Origin of the sequence: Kineosporia corallincola (genome assembly GCF_018499875.1) — a bacterium.
Classification (GTDB): Bacteria; Actinomycetota; Actinomycetes; order Actinomycetales; family Kineosporiaceae; genus Kineosporia; species Kineosporia corallincola.
Map to the genome: position 1 here is coordinate 43,270 of NZ_JAHBAY010000005.1, position 13,223 is coordinate 56,492.

The following is a 13,223-nucleotide window of genomic DNA, read 5'->3' on the forward strand; positions in this document are numbered from 1 at the left end:
AAGGGCCCGGTGAGTGGGGCCGCGTCATGCCTGGCCCGGCCGCGACGCGCCCCACTCGTGGGCCAGGACCGAGTAGAGATTGGAGTCCCGCCACTCACCGTTGGTGAAGACATGATCGCGGATCCGGCCCTCGTAGGTCATACCGAGCTTCTCGGCGCCCTTCATCGAAGCCGTGTTGCTTGGGCCGATCGCGGCCGAAACCCGGCGCAACCCCAAGCTGGAGAATCCGAAACTTACTAGAAGCCGACCAATTTCAGTACCGTGACCGAGATGCCAGTGATCCGCGCGCAGAGCGCAGAACAGCTTGGCCGACTTCGCCCTCCCGAGGAAAAGCCGGCCCATGCCGATCAGGACGCCGTCGGCCTCGGCCGCCAGGGCGTATTCCACGCGCGGCTCGGCCACTGCCATCTCGACGATGTCGGCGATCATGCGAACCGTCTCGGCCCTGCTGCGGCTGTCGAAGGCCAGCCACCGGGTGACCTCATCGCTCCCGAGAAACGCGTGCGCCGCCTCGGCGTCCTCGATTCGGAACTCCCGGAGCCGGACGGCCGGGCCGGAGAGCGTCACCGGATGCATCGCGCGATGCTAACAGCCTGTTCTCACTGGGCCATGCCCTGTCGGCGCGAAGTGGCCGGCCATCGTCGCTCCCGCTGAGCAGCGAGGTGCCCGCTTTTCCGGTGCATCCATCCCCTCGTCTCGCTTACCTGCTTCACCTGACTGCCACCGGGCCGCGTTCTCACGGGCACCCGAATCCGCCCAGAAGGGTATTGATGGCATGCATGTGCGGGCTTAGGATTCAGTGCAGATGGGACGAGGAGCTCATGCGCATCACGCTGGTCAATATGCCCTGGCACGTACTCGACTGGCCGTCCATGGCCCTGGCAACGCTTGACGGAACGCTCAGCAACCTCGGGCACCAGGTGAGCCACCTGTACGAGAACATCCGGTTTCCCGAATATCTCCTGACGGCCAGCGGTGGCCGGATCACTCCGGATGACTACATCACGGTGAGTCTGTCCGGTTATGAAGATGGTGTCGGGGAGTGGATATTCAGCTCAGCGCTGTCGTCGCCGGGTCGGCATGAGGACGCGTATGTGCGGTGGTTGCGCGACAGGGAATACGGCCCCGTCGCCCAGGCCACCGGCATGCACCGCCTGGTTCCGGAGTACATCCGGCAGGCAGCCGACCGCGTCCTGGCCGGGAAACCTGATCTGGTCGGTCTGACCAGTACCTTCGAGCAGAACGTACCGTCACTCGCGCTGGCGACCGAGCTGAAACGCCGCCAGCCCGCTCTCCCGGTAGTGATGGGCGGCGCGAACTGTGACGGCGTCATGGGCGCGGCCCTGCACCGAAACTTCACCTGCCTCGACTACGTGGTCCGCGGCGAGGGTGAACAGCCGGTGACCGAGCTGATGGAGGCGCTGGAGGGGCGGCGCGATCTGGCCGATGTCAGCAGTCTGTGCTGGCGCGACCGCGACGGCCGCTCGGTCGAGAACCCCTACCGGCCCTCTCTGACCCCCGGCGACCAGATTCCGGTGCCGCATCTGCGACCGTACTTCGCCGACATGGAGACCTCGCCCGTCCGGAACTGGGTCGGCCGCCTCCATCAGCGACTGGAGTCCTCCCGCGGATGCTGGTGGGGCGAGAAGCGCCAGTGCACCTTCTGCGGGCTCAACGGTGGTGCCATGAAGTACCGGTCCAAGCCGCCCGAGCGTGTCTGGGCCGAGATCGAGCAGGCAGTACACGAGCACCAGGTGCTCGACATCGCCTTCACCGACAACATTCTCGATCCCGCATACCTGGACTCCTTACTCCCCCGCGTTTCCGCTGCGGGATGGGACCTGAGAATCTTCTACGAGGTCAAGTCCAATCTCAGACCGGAGCAGATGCGCGCACTGTCCGCCCCCGGCGTCACCGTGGTGCAGCCCGGCATCGAGAACCTCTCCTCCGGACCGCTGGAGCTCATGGACAAGGGCACCACCGGCGCCGCCCAGGTGCGGGCCCTGCGGTTGTTCCTTCAGCACGGCATCTTCCCGGGCTGGAACTATCTGTACGGCTTCCCTGGTGAGCAGTGGCACCAGGACTACGCCGACGTCGTGCGGCAGATGCCCGCCCTGGTCCATCTCCCCCCGCCCAGTCATGCCATCCGCTTTTCCCTGGAACGCTTTTCGCCGCTGTTCGACCGGCCTGAGCTGGGCATCGACGACCCACGGCGTGCCCTTGGCTGGTACCGGCTCGTCTATGACCTACCGGACGATGAACTTGTCGATCTGGCCTATATTTTCGAGTACCAGCCACGGGGTATCAGCGAGGCGCAGGCCAGGGAACTGCATTCGGCCGTGGATCAGTGGAAAGCCGGTTACGAGCACTCCAGCCTGTCGTTGCGGGCCTGCGGCGACAGCCTGACCATCAGGGACCGGAGGGCCGGCTGGGCATCCGCCGACCACGTGCTGAGGAACGATGAGGCAATCGTTTACAGCACTCTCGAAAGGCATCTCAGTCTTCCGGGTCTGAAGGCAGCCCTGCGGGCCGGCGGGTGCGACATACCCGAGAAAGAACTGTCCGTCCTTCTCGGCGACTGGCTCGAAGCCGGTCTGGTGTATCGCGACGTGTTCCGGCGGCAGGAGAACTGGGTGGCCCTCGCGGTTCCCGCCGATCCGCGCCGTCGCAACGGCGCGTCGGACATCGGCCCACCGACCGCCGACGAGGAGAGTCTTAATGCCTTCGCCACCGGATGATGCGGCGCCGCACCGACGACGCCCTCTCCCGCTCGCGCACACGCCCCGTCTGCTACGGGCGCGGGGCGCGGGGCGCGTGGTCGCGCCGGCTCTGCCGTTCACCGAACCTGAGCCCTTGCTGGCCGAACTCGCTCGCATCGCAGCTGTCCTACCAGGCCCGTTGCCGGACGAGATCACCATCGACTCCCGGGCCTCCGACCTGGCCAGGATCGCCGGTGTGCTCGGCCGAGTGGGCCCGGCCGGCCTCACGATCACCGTTCGCACACCCACCGTGCCTTTGAACGCCGGCATCCCGGCCGTCGTGGGTGTACTGGCTCACGCGCAGGTTGCTGCCCTGGAGATCACCAGGGAGCTCGTGGTCGGCGGCCCCCTCGCGGTCGCCTGGACCGAGCTGGCCAAGGCCGCGCTCTCGCACGGGTTACCCCTGCGTTGGTCGGGGGCAGCCGATTCGCTTCTGCTGGAACACTTCACGCACCTGGTGCCGCCGCAACGTTCACATGACTGGCGCCGGGCCTGGCGTTACGGAGCCCTGACCTGGCGTCGTGGACCTGGATTCGCTCTCGTGAACGACGATCGGAACGAGCAGGACCGGCGTCGTCATACTGTCGATCTGTTGCTGCTGACCGGCATTTTCGGCCCTGACCTGGACCGGCCAGCTCAGACCTCCGCAGATCCGGGCCCCGTCATCGACGAGCTGATCCACCTCGGCCTGGCAGCTCGGCTACCGAACGGAGTCGTGTGGTTGCCCTACCGAATGCGCCGCTTTCCGGCAGCCCCTCCCTGAAGCGACCGGATCCCGTTGATGAAGTGCAACTGGTCGCCTATGGTCGTCATCAGTCCTACACCGCTCCCCCGGAGGTTCACATGCCGAAGCTGCCCGAACACCCCGACCGGACCGAAGACAAAGCCGCCCCCTCAGCGGTTCTGCAGACGACGTCACTCGTCTCCTCATCCACCCAGGACTCGCACTTCGGTTTCGATTACGGTCTGACCGCCCGATAGACGAGGGCGTAGCCCGATGAAGTGGTTCAGAGAGCTGACTGCCAAAGCTCGCTCTCTGAACCACTTCTCCGGCAGACCGTCTGGACACCCAGCGCCCGGAGCACTGCCCCGAGGCGGTCAGGTCCGGGCGTCATCGCAAGCCTTCGCCAAGTGGGCGCCGTTCGCGGATCACGGGCCCACTGCTACGGTCCGGCCGAGGAGTTGCGGGCGTTGCGCGAGACCACGGCCGACACCGCCGCCATGCTGGGACACCCCGGCTGATCCGGTCCGCTCGGATTCTCGGCTCAGAGCCGGAACCGTCCCACGGCCGTCCGCAGTTCGGCCGCCACGCGGTCCAGCTGCTCGACCGCGACGTCGGCCTCGGCCGGGGTCGCGGTGGTGCTGCGGGTGCGTGGCCCGGGGCCACGGGTCACGGTCACGGTGACGCCCCGTTCCCCGGCGGCCGGGCCGACCGGCGGCCCTTCAGATCCGGACGGGCGGGTGGCCGTCCCGGAGGCGCGCCTGATCCGCGGGAGTACCGTGTCAGGCCATGATCTCCTCGTTCACCGCCTTCCAGCGCCGGTGGGACGCGATGATCGGCAAGGACTTCCGGTTGCCGACCTTCGCCCCGGCGACCGTCAGCGGATGGCACGGCGCGGACCCGCTCGCCCGTCTCGACGACGTCATCATCAGCCGGGTCAGCGGCACCCCGGGCATCACGACCACGGACATGCCCGAGGACACCGCCGGGCGGGTGCGGCTGTGGATCGTGCGGTCGGGCGGCTGGACCCTGCACGACCCGCGGCGAGGCAGTGCCTACACCGTGTCCGCCGGGCAGTTCCTGCTGCATCACGGACCGGCCGAGCGCTTCGTGTCGCAACCGAACACCAGTTCCCTGCACGTGGCGATGCCCGCCGACGCCTTCGACCCGCGCCCGGCGGCCGGCCCGGTCACGACGCCTGAAATCCGTCTGGTCACCGCGCACGCCGAGATGCTGCACCTGGCCCATCGCGGTCTCGGCCCCGCCGGGCGCCGGGCCGCGCGGGACACTCTGGTGGAACTCGCCCGGGCCGTGCCCCGGGGTGGTTTCGACGACGCCGAGCCCCAGTTGGCCCCCGCCCTGGCCGAGGCCGCGAAACGGCTGGCCCGCGAGCGGCTCGCCGACCGCGACCTGACCCCGGCGATGCTGGCGCGGGAGTTCAGCGTGTCGCTGCGGACGCTGCAACGCGCCTTCGCCGACAGCGGGACGAGTGTCGCCTCCTACCTGCGCGAGGAGCGGCTGGAGCGGGCCCGCCGTGACCTCGAGGCGGGCCTGAGCGTCACCCAGACTGCCGCGCGCTGGCACTTCGCCGACAGCAGCCACCTCACCCGGGTCTACAAACGCCGGTACGGCCACACACCGAGCACCGCCATGTCAGCCGCCGATCAGCCGGCCACCGCTCAGTCGCTCGTGTAGCGGTCCGAGATCACCACGGGGGCGTCGGCGAGGTCCTCGTAGTAGAAGTCCGCCTGGTCGCGGTCGACGTGGAGCTTCCAGTACTCCTCGGCGATGACGTCCGGTTCCGAACCGGGCCGTCCCTGGCCGATGTTGGCGGCGATCGACACGTGCGCCGCGTGCACACCGGTCCCGGCCAGACCGGCGTTCAGGTTGAGCGCGTAGGCCCGCAGCGCGCTGACGGCGATGCTCACGTTGGTGATGGCCGGCACGACCATCCGGCTGGACACGGCCCCGGCGGTCAGCAGCACGGTGCCGCGCCCGCGTTCGATCATGCCGGGCAGCACCTGCTGCACGGCCGCCACGCTGCCGTACAGGTGCAGCTCGACGTGCGGCGCCAGGGTCTCGACGGTCGTCTCCGCCGCGCCGGTGAACGGCGAGACGGCGAGGTCGGCCCGGCGCGGGGTCGGCGAGAACTCCAGCACCTCGATCGGCCCGAGCTCGGTCTCGGCCCGGGCCAGGGCCCGGCTCAGGGCCTGGCGATCGGTGATGTCGGCCGGGAAGATTCCTACCCGCACGCCCTGGATGTCGTCCGCGACGGCCTTCAGCGCGTCCGGGTCACGGGCGATCAGCGCGACGTCGAAACCGCCTGCCGCGAAACGCCTGGCGATGGCGCGGCCCATCAGGGAGCCCGCGCCGACGATGGCAATAACACTCATACCGCCACGCTAGGAGCACGACCCCGGCACGAGCTTGGACACCCGCGTCAGATTCCCGGGACATCCGCGCCATCGACCGGTGCGATGTGCCGGGCCCAGCCGGCAGGGACCTGGGCCCGGCCCACAGTCTCAGAGCCGGAACCGTCCCACCGCCGTGCGCAGCTCGGCCGCGACCCGGTCCAGCTGCTCGACGGCGGCGTCGGCCTCGGTCAGGGTCGCCGTGGTGCTGCGGGTGGCCTCGGCGACCGAGGCGATGTTGCCGGCGATCCCGGTCGCTCCCTGCGCGGCGTCACCGACGCTGCGGCTCATCGTCGTGGTGGTGGCGCTCTGCTCCTCGACGGCCGCGGCGATGGTGGTCTGGAAGTCGTTGATCTGCGCGATGACGGTGCCGATCTCGCTGATCGCGGTCACCGCCTCACCGGTGTCGGCCTGGATCGCCTCGACCCGGTTCGCGATGTCCTCGGTGGCCCGCGCCGTCTCCTGGGCCAGCTGCTTGACCTCCTCGGCCACCACCGCGAAGCCCTTGCCGGCGTCCCCCGCCCGGGCCGCCTCGATGGTCGCGTTCAGCGCCAGCAGGTTGGTCTGCTCGGCGATCTGGGTGATCGCCTTCACCACGTTGCCGATCTCGGCCGAGGACTCCCCCAGCTTGCTGATGGTCGCGTTGGTGCTCTGGGCCCGGGCCACGGCCGTGCCGGCCACGTCCGCCGCCAGCTGCGCGTTGCGGGCGATCTCGCCGATCGAGGCGCCCATCTCCTCGGCGCCGGCCGCGAGCGTCTGCACGTTCGCCGACACGTCCTCGGACGACGAGCTGACCACCCCGGCCCGCTCGTTGGCCAGCCGGGCCCCCTCCCCGATCCGGCTGGTCACCGCACTCAGCTGGGCCGCACTGCCGGACACCGTCTCGGCCCCGCTGACCAGGGTGGACAGCATGCCGCGGAAGGCCCGCACCGCCTCGTTCGCCATCGCGGCCATCCGGCCCAGCTCGTCCCGCGAGGAGATCTCCGCCTCCTGGGTCAGGTCGCCCTCGGCCAGCCGGGCCAGCGACCCGGACAGTGCCTGCACCTGGCGCAGCAGCAGCCGCAGCACGAACAGAGCCAGGCCGGCGGCGAGCAGGAGCCCGATCAGCAGCGAGGCGACGACCGCGATCCGGGCGCTGCGGAAGTCGGCGGCGGCCTCCGCCGTGGCCGCCTGCGAGGCCGTGGTCTCCAGCGTGGCCAGGGCCACCACGCCCTCGTTCAGCTGGGTCTCCGCGTCACCGAAGGCCGTTCCCAGGTCGTCGGGCATCTCGAACCCGTCCGGCGGGGCCTCCCCGAAGATGATCACGTCACGCAACGTCCGGTAGGTCTGCGCGGCCGTGGCGACCTGCTCGATCTGTGCGTCCCGCCCGCCGCCGGTGCCGGCGACCTTCTCGTACTTCGCCAGCGCTGCGTCCAGCGCGGTGTCGGCGGCCTCGGCCGTCGGCAGCCAGGTGGCCTTCGCCGACTTCTGGTCGCCCTGCGCGCCCGTCACCTCGTAGAGGAACTGGGCCCGGTACATCTGGCTGAGCTGATGGTTGAGCTCGTTCAGTGCCTCGACGCCGGCCATCCGCTGTTCCTGGAGGGCGTGGATCCGGGTGTTCATCGTGCTCAGCCGCTGGAGCGAGGTGGCGCCGACCCCCACGGCGACCAGCGCCATCACCAGGATCGGGGCCAGGATCTTGGCCTTGACACTGCGGTCCCTCAGCCATCCCGCCCGGGGTGCGGGGGACGATGACGCGGAACGGGCAGCGACGTTCGGGGCGAGCGACACCTAAACTCCTGACGGTCGGGAGTCTTCTTCTCGGCAGATCCGGCCGCCGTTGAAGCTCTGGGCGACGTGTCGCGCGTCATGGACCCGGCCCGGGAGGCGGGCGGGATCAGGGACGTCCCCGATGCGCGGGCGCCGGAACCTTGATGTGCTGACGACGCCGCGCGTCCCGGGAAGGAGATTGTCATGATCGCCATGCACCCGGTCTAGCGACGGCCCCGTCCGGGGCCTCGCGGAACCGAAAGGTGACCGGAATGAGCAGAACCGACAAACACCGCCCCTACTGGGTGCGGCTGGCCGACACCCCGCTGCGGACCAGCCAGGCACATCACGACCACCGCTCCGGGCCCTGCACGCTGCCCGGTGAGGTGACGCCCGCGAGCACCCGCAGCGCCCACGGCACCTGCTACTGGACGTTCGGGCCCGAGCTGTACGGGGTCCGCCTGGACAGCTGCGGGGCCGAGGCGACCCGCTGGGCGGCCGAGGCCAACCACCGGGACCGTCGCGAGACGCGGCGTCTCCTGCGCCATTACCGGGGCCGTATCCGGCCCGCGTGAGAGATGCCTCTGGTGGGCGGGCGAGCGCCGTCCACCGGAGGGGCACCGGCGGGATCATGCTTCCGGTGTGGGCGAGCGCCGACCCGGCACACGGGGGGTGGGCGAACGCGCCCTCGTGGTGGCCAGCGACACCTCCTCCCCCGACGACCGGGCCGCGCTCGCGGAGCTGGTCCGCTCCGGGTTCGGCTTCCTGGACCTGCTGTTCGCCAACGCCGGGATCACCGGAGCGAGCGAGCCGTTCACCCAGGTCACCGAGTCCCGGTTCGACGAGGTCTTCGCGATCAACGCCAAAGGCCCGTATTTCACCGTGCAGAGCCTGGTCCCGCTGATGCCTGCCGGGAGCAGCGTGGTGCTGACGACCTCCGCGGCGAACCGGATGGGCATGCCGATGATGAGCGTGTACTCGGCCAGCAAGGCGGCGCTGCGCTCGATGGCCCGCACGCTGGCGACCGACCTGATGCCCCTGGGCATCCGGGTCAACGCGGTCAGCCCCGGCCCCATCGACACCGGCATCCTGCACCGTTCCATGCCCACCGAGCTCGCGGACCAGCTGATGGCCTCGATGCGGGAGGAGAACCTGATGAAGCGCTTCGGCACCGAGGACGAGGTGGTCCGGGCCGTGCTGTACCTGGGGTTCGAGGCGACCTTCAACACTGGGGCTGAGCTGGCCGCGGACGGTGGCGGGCTGCTTGGCCGGCTGGCCGCAGGCTGGTTCGTACATGGGCCCGAAATCTGCGATCGGCCTGTGAACTTCTAACGTGGCGTTCTGGCCAGCGTCGCCAGGCTCAGCAGAGACCGGCTTCGGTCGGTCAGGGCGGTAAGCCATCTCTGGACGGCCTCGACCAGCCAATCGGTCGGTGCTGGTGCGTGGTCAGCATCACAAGAGCGGACCAGGCGAATACCGATTCCTCGGGAGCTGCCGGTGATGTGCCGGTGCCGGCGGTTGGTCAACATCTATGTGGACGCCGACGACATCCGATTCCTGAAGGGAATGGACACGACAGTCATTGCGGGACAGCGCATCACGCTCCTCAGCGCAGCGTCGGCGATTGAGCGCGCCCGCGCTGGTCAGTCACCCAGCGTCAGTTCCCACAGCAGGCTGTCCCGCCAGGCACCGTTCAGGAAGATGTGATCGTGCGCGATCCCGTACGGGGAGAACCCCACAGCCCTCAGCACCCGCTGCGAAGCAAGATTCTCCAGCTGCGTACTCGCTTCGGCACGATGCAGCCCCAGATCACCGGACATCCGCTCCAGCAGCAAGGCACTCGCCCGCCGCGCATGCCCCCGGTTCTGATGCGGGCTCCCGATCCAATAGCCCACCGAGCCCTTCCGGAACGGGCCACCGATCACCGTGCCCACCGTGGCCTGACCGACCACGACACCGTCGGCCAGGACCACACCAGGCCACGTGCGTCCCTGCTCGTACTGCTCAAGAAGACGCCTGATCCGCGCGGACTGCCCTGCCACAGTAAAGTATTCGTCGGGCTGCGCCGGCTCCCAGCGGGCGAACGACGCCCGGTCACGCGCCAGATGAGCAGCCAAGACCTCGGCGTCCGAAACGTCGACCAAACGGATGCCTGTCTTCCCGTCAACCATGACACGCAGCCTAACGGCCGTCGTTCCCCAGGCTTCCGATGTCCGAGCTGAAGGCCAATTGGCGGGAAGATGTGCTGTTCTACACCCGGTACGGGTCCGCCTGCCCGTTCGAGGCGGTCAGGCCGCCGTCGACGGGCACCTGGGCGCCGTTGACGTAGCTGGCCTCCGGGCCGGCGAGAAACGCCACCACGGCGGCGATCTCGTGCGGATGGCCGGGCCGGCGCATCGGTACACGGTCGTCGAACCGCGCCCGCAGCGGGCTGCCCTCCGCGAGTGCCTGGCGGATGTAGTCGTGGCTCCAGGTGGTGTTCGGGTGCACCGCGTTGACCCGGACCTCGTGTCCGTGGTCGAGGGCCATCGCGTTGGTCAGGTTGGCCACCGCGCCCTTGCCGGCGTTGTAGGCCGCCTGTTGCCAGTCGGCGCGGATCCCGCCGATCGAGCCGATGTTCACGATGTTGCCCCGGGTGTTGCGCAGGTGCGGCAGCGCGGCGCGGGAGGCGAAGAAGACGCCGTCCACGTTCACGCTCATCATGGCCCGGTAGGTGGCCAGGTCGGTGGCCTCGACCGTGCCGGGCAGGGCCAGGCCGGCATTGTTGACGAGGACGTCGAGGCGGCCGAAGCGCTGCGCGATCGCGTTCATCACCCCGGTGATGGCCTCCAGGTCTGACACGTCACCGACCCACGGGTGCATGTCCGCGCCCTGCGGGCCGCGGGCGATCGCTTCGCGCAGGGTCTGTTCGGTGCGGCCCAGGAGCACGGTGGTGCAGCCGTCGGCGGCGAAGCGGTGGGCGATCGGGGCGCCCAGACCGCCTCCGGCGCCGGTGATCACGACGACGCGGCGGGCGGTGGTCTCGTTCGTTTCTGTCACGCTGCCGACCGTAGGAGGTCGGCTAGGGTCGGGTCTTGAACGAGCGCGACGTCCCCGGCTGGAAGAACTGCGACACGATGAGCGGCACCACGGCGGGCACCACGGCGGTCGGCACCTCGGGAACCCAGGCCCTCGACACCCGCGAGCCGGGCGCCGGCTTCGGCGAGATGACGCGTCGCTGGCGGGATCTCACTGGTGAGTCCGTGCCCTTGCCGGCGTTCAGCGCCGGCACCCGGGCCGGGCTGCGGGGGCGTTTCCAGGCCACGCGGCTGAGTGACACCCTGGTCGTCGATTTCGCCGCCGACTCCGCGTTCCGCACCGCGGGGACGCCTGTGGCCGGGGAGGACGTCGTGCGCCTGTGGATTGTCCGGCGGGGGCAGTGGGCCCTGGGCAACTCCCGCACCGACAACGAGACCACGGTTTCAGCGGGGGGTTTCATGCTGCGGCATGTCGGCCGCCTGACCCATTTCGCTACCCCGCCGCGCACCGTCGCGCAGGTGTTCGTGCTGCCCCGCACGCTGATGCGCGAGCGCACGGTGACCGGGCCGGCCGGTACCGCCGAGCTGCGGCTGCTGGTGGCGCACGCCCGGATGGTGCGCCGCACCCTGTCCGGCCTCGGCCCGGCCGGGGTCGAGGCGGCGCGCGGCACGCTGCTCGAGCTCGCGCGGGCCGTGGCCGGGCGGCGGTTCGACGATCAGGAGCCTCTTCTCGCCTCTCCCCTGGCCCAGGCCGCGAAGGACCTGGCCGCCGCCCGGCTGAGCGATCCGGACCTGTCCGCGGCCGGGCTGGCCCGCGAGCTGCGGGTTTCTTTACGGACGCTTCAGCGCGCCTTCTCGGCTCAGGGCGAGTCGGTCACGGGTCACCTGCGTGAGCAGCGGCTGGAGGCGGCGCGGGCCGCCCTGCTCACGGCGGCGCCGGGCTGGAGCATCGCCGACGTGGCCGCGCACTGGCAGTTCGCCGACGCGAGTCACTTCAGCCGGGCGTTCAGGGCCCGCTATGCCCTCACCCCCACCGAGTATCTCCGCCAGCAGCGGGAACTCCGCGCCCGGTGACGCCATGGTCCCCGGGGCGCGAGGGCTCACCGCCGTAGCAGCCCGCCGTCCACGACGAACTGCGCGCCGGTCACGTACGAGGCGTCGTCCGACAGCAGGAACACTCCCACCGCCGCGACCTCCTCGGCGGATCCGGCGCGGCCGAGCGGAACCTGCTCCAGCAGAGCCGACTCGAAGCCCGAACGCTGCTCCTGGCTCATGAAGTCGCGGAAGTTGGTCTCCGTGGCCCCCGGAACCAGGACGTTCACGCGGATCTTCCGCGGTGCGAGCTCGGCGGCCCAGCCCCGGGCGGCCGACACCAGTGCCGCCTTCGCTGCGGCGTACAGGCTCGTCATCGGTGCCCCCCTCGTAGGCGGAGGTCGAGGAGGTGATCACCACCGAGGCGCCCTCGGCCAGGTGCGACGACAACCGGGCCAGCTGCAACGCCGGGGCCCGCAGGTTGACCGCCATCATCGCGTCGAAGCCCTCGGCGCCGACCTCTTCCAGCGGGCCGACCGCCGCGTACCCGGCGTTCAGCCACAACCCGTGCAGTTCCTGCCCGGCCACGGCCTGCACCAGGGCGTCCACCGCTCCCGGGTCCGCCGCGTCGTTGCTCAGAACCCTTGCCTGCGAAAGCTTCCCGGCCACCGCCACCAGCCGCGCCGGATCGGTGCCGGTCGGCGTGACCCGGCCGCCCTCGTCCACGATCCGCTGTGCCCCGGCCAGCCCGATGCCGCTGCTGCCCCGGTCACCAGCACGTGCTTACCCTCAAACCTGGCCATCAGAGCCCTCTCCCGTCGGGAGCGTCGCACCAGTGGTGAACGGTGCACCACGCTACCGACCGGAGAGGGGTGATCGCGCCGGGCAGCTACTGCGGGCCGGTCATTCCGCGACGGCATCGCCGCAGTTGGCCGCGACGAGGGCCGTCCGAACGCCGGTCCTTCACCTCCGTCACGAGTGGTGCGTCAAAATTTCTCCCGTTCCGGGTAAATGGATCAGGGCTCCCCAGCGTGAGGCCGGTGTGAAACGAGAGCGGGAGGATTTCGCGGAGTTCTACGGACGCTCCCGGGACGGTTGTCTGCGGGCCGTGCTGGCCGCCGGCACGCCCGACCGGGCCCTGGCCGAGGATCTCGTGGCGGAGGCGTTCGCCCGGGCCTGGTCGTCGTGGGCGAAGGTGAGCCGCCATCCCGCGCCGGCGGCGTGGGTGGTGCGCACGGCCCTGAACCTGCGGATCTCGTGGTGGCGGCGCAGCCGACGCGAGGTGGCGCTGGAGGGCCGGGACGAGATCGGGGCCGCAGACGATGTTCTGGGCGCCGACCACCTGCTGCTGGCAGCCGTCCGCCGGCTGCCCCGCAGGCAGCGTGAGGTGCTCGTCCTGCGGATCTGGCTCGACCTGGACACCCGGACCGTGGCCGAGGAACTGGGGATCTCCGCCCGCACCGTGCCCGTGCACCTGTCTCGCGCCCTCACGAACCTCCACACACACCTGAAACCGAGCCGGCTGGAGAGCTGA

Annotated in this window: 13 protein-coding genes and 1 pseudogene; 7 read left to right on the forward strand and 7 right to left on the reverse strand. The window is 70.0% G+C overall.

Annotation, left to right across the window (positions count from 1 at the left end; translation table 11 throughout):
- Window positions 1–24 precede the first annotated feature (24 nt).
- Window positions 25–576, reverse strand: coding sequence for a GNAT family N-acetyltransferase (locus tag KIH74_RS13050; RefSeq protein ID WP_214156160.1), 552 nt, complete (start codon window positions 574–576; stop codon window positions 25–27).
- Between the two features lie 245 nt (window positions 577–821).
- On the opposite strand from KIH74_RS13050, the gene KIH74_RS13055 reads away from it, so the two are divergent.
- Complete coding sequence (locus tag KIH74_RS13055; protein WP_214156161.1) at window positions 822–2,738, forward strand: RiPP maturation radical SAM C-methyltransferase; 1,917 nt, start codon at window positions 822–824, stop codon at window positions 2,736–2,738.
- Window positions 2,739–2,853: 115 nt separating this feature from the next.
- On the forward strand, window positions 2,854–3,522 hold the full coding sequence (locus tag KIH74_RS13060; RefSeq protein ID WP_214156162.1) for a DUF5825 family protein: 669 nt from the start codon (window positions 2,854–2,856) through the stop codon (window positions 3,520–3,522).
- 502 nt (window positions 3,523–4,024) lie between these two features.
- On the opposite strand, the gene KIH74_RS37665 is transcribed toward KIH74_RS13060, so the two are convergent.
- The gene (locus KIH74_RS37665) at window positions 4,025–4,159 is read right to left on the reverse strand and encodes a hypothetical protein (RefSeq protein ID WP_281417858.1); all 135 of its coding nucleotides are present in this window, start codon (window positions 4,157–4,159) and stop codon (window positions 4,025–4,027) included.
- 110 nt (window positions 4,160–4,269) lie between these two features.
- On the opposite strand from KIH74_RS37665, the gene KIH74_RS13065 reads away from it, so the two are divergent.
- The gene (locus tag KIH74_RS13065; RefSeq protein ID WP_214156163.1) at window positions 4,270–5,175 is read left to right on the forward strand and encodes a helix-turn-helix domain-containing protein; all 906 of its coding nucleotides are present in this window, start codon (window positions 4,270–4,272) and stop codon (window positions 5,173–5,175) included.
- On the opposite strand, the gene KIH74_RS13070 is transcribed toward KIH74_RS13065, so the two are convergent.
- Both KIH74_RS13070 and KIH74_RS13075 read right to left on the reverse strand, forming a co-directional pair.
- Window positions 5,160–5,873 (reverse strand): SDR family NAD(P)-dependent oxidoreductase, encoded by a 714-nt coding sequence (locus KIH74_RS13070; RefSeq protein WP_214156164.1) that lies wholly within the window; start codon window positions 5,871–5,873, stop codon window positions 5,160–5,162. The genes KIH74_RS13065 and KIH74_RS13070 overlap by 16 nt on opposite strands.
- A 129-nt stretch (window positions 5,874–6,002) precedes the next feature.
- Entirely contained in the window at window positions 6,003–7,661 is a 1,659-nt protein-coding gene (locus KIH74_RS13075) for a methyl-accepting chemotaxis protein (RefSeq protein WP_214156165.1), read from the reverse strand.
- A 251-nt stretch (window positions 7,662–7,912) separates the two neighbouring features.
- On the opposite strand from KIH74_RS13075, the gene KIH74_RS13080 reads away from it, so the two are divergent.
- Entirely contained in the window at window positions 7,913–8,215 is a 303-nt protein-coding gene (locus KIH74_RS13080; protein ID WP_214156166.1) for a hypothetical protein, read from the forward strand.
- 67 nt (window positions 8,216–8,282) lie between these two features.
- Entirely contained in the window at window positions 8,283–8,972 is a 690-nt protein-coding gene (locus tag KIH74_RS13085) for an SDR family oxidoreductase (RefSeq protein ID WP_214156167.1), read from the forward strand.
- A gap of 311 nt (window positions 8,973–9,283) precedes the next feature.
- Here KIH74_RS13085 and KIH74_RS13090 read toward each other — a convergent pair whose 3' ends face one another.
- Together KIH74_RS13090 and budC are read right to left on the reverse strand one after the other, a co-directional pair.
- Complete coding sequence (locus KIH74_RS13090) at window positions 9,284–9,811, reverse strand: GNAT family N-acetyltransferase (RefSeq protein WP_214156168.1); 528 nt, start codon at window positions 9,809–9,811, stop codon at window positions 9,284–9,286.
- A 79-nt stretch (window positions 9,812–9,890) separates the two neighbouring features.
- Window positions 9,891–10,679, reverse strand: a complete 789-nt coding sequence (gene budC / locus KIH74_RS13095) for a meso-2,3-butanediol dehydrogenase (protein WP_214156169.1) — start codon at window positions 10,677–10,679, stop codon at window positions 9,891–9,893.
- A 35-nt stretch (window positions 10,680–10,714) separates the two neighbouring features.
- Here budC and KIH74_RS13100 point away from each other — a divergent pair, with 35 nt between their 5' ends.
- Entirely contained in the window at window positions 10,715–11,731 is a 1,017-nt protein-coding gene (locus KIH74_RS13100) for a helix-turn-helix domain-containing protein (protein WP_214156170.1), read from the forward strand.
- Between the two features lie 26 nt (window positions 11,732–11,757).
- Here the strand turns inward: KIH74_RS13100 and KIH74_RS39185 are convergent.
- A pseudogene (locus tag KIH74_RS39185) lies at window positions 11,758–12,492 on the reverse strand (SDR family NAD(P)-dependent oxidoreductase).
- 239 nt (window positions 12,493–12,731) lie between these two features.
- On the opposite strand from KIH74_RS39185, the gene KIH74_RS13115 reads away from it, so the two are divergent.
- The gene (locus tag KIH74_RS13115; protein WP_214156172.1) at window positions 12,732–13,223 is read left to right on the forward strand and encodes a sigma-70 family RNA polymerase sigma factor; all 492 of its coding nucleotides are present in this window, start codon (window positions 12,732–12,734) and stop codon (window positions 13,221–13,223) included.

What these genes read in the sequence shown, in the direction of transcription:
- KIH74_RS13050 (WP_214156160.1), bottom strand. Translation starts at nt 576, where the DNA reads ATGCATCCGGTGACGCTCTCCGGCCCGGCCGTCCGGCTCCGGGAGTTC.
- KIH74_RS13055 (WP_214156161.1), top strand. Translation starts at nt 822, where the DNA reads ATGCGCATCACGCTGGTCAATATGCCCTGGCACGTACTCGACTGGCCG.
- KIH74_RS13065 (WP_214156163.1), top strand. Translation starts at nt 4,270, where the DNA reads ATGATCTCCTCGTTCACCGCCTTCCAGCGCCGGTGGGACGCGATGATC.
- KIH74_RS13070 (WP_214156164.1), bottom strand. Translation starts at nt 5,873, where the DNA reads ATGAGTGTTATTGCCATCGTCGGCGCGGGCTCCCTGATGGGCCGCGCC.
- KIH74_RS13080 (WP_214156166.1), top strand. Translation starts at nt 7,913, where the DNA reads ATGAGCAGAACCGACAAACACCGCCCCTACTGGGTGCGGCTGGCCGAC.
- KIH74_RS13090 (WP_214156168.1), bottom strand. Translation starts at nt 9,811, where the DNA reads ATGGTTGACGGGAAGACAGGCATCCGTTTGGTCGACGTTTCGGACGCC.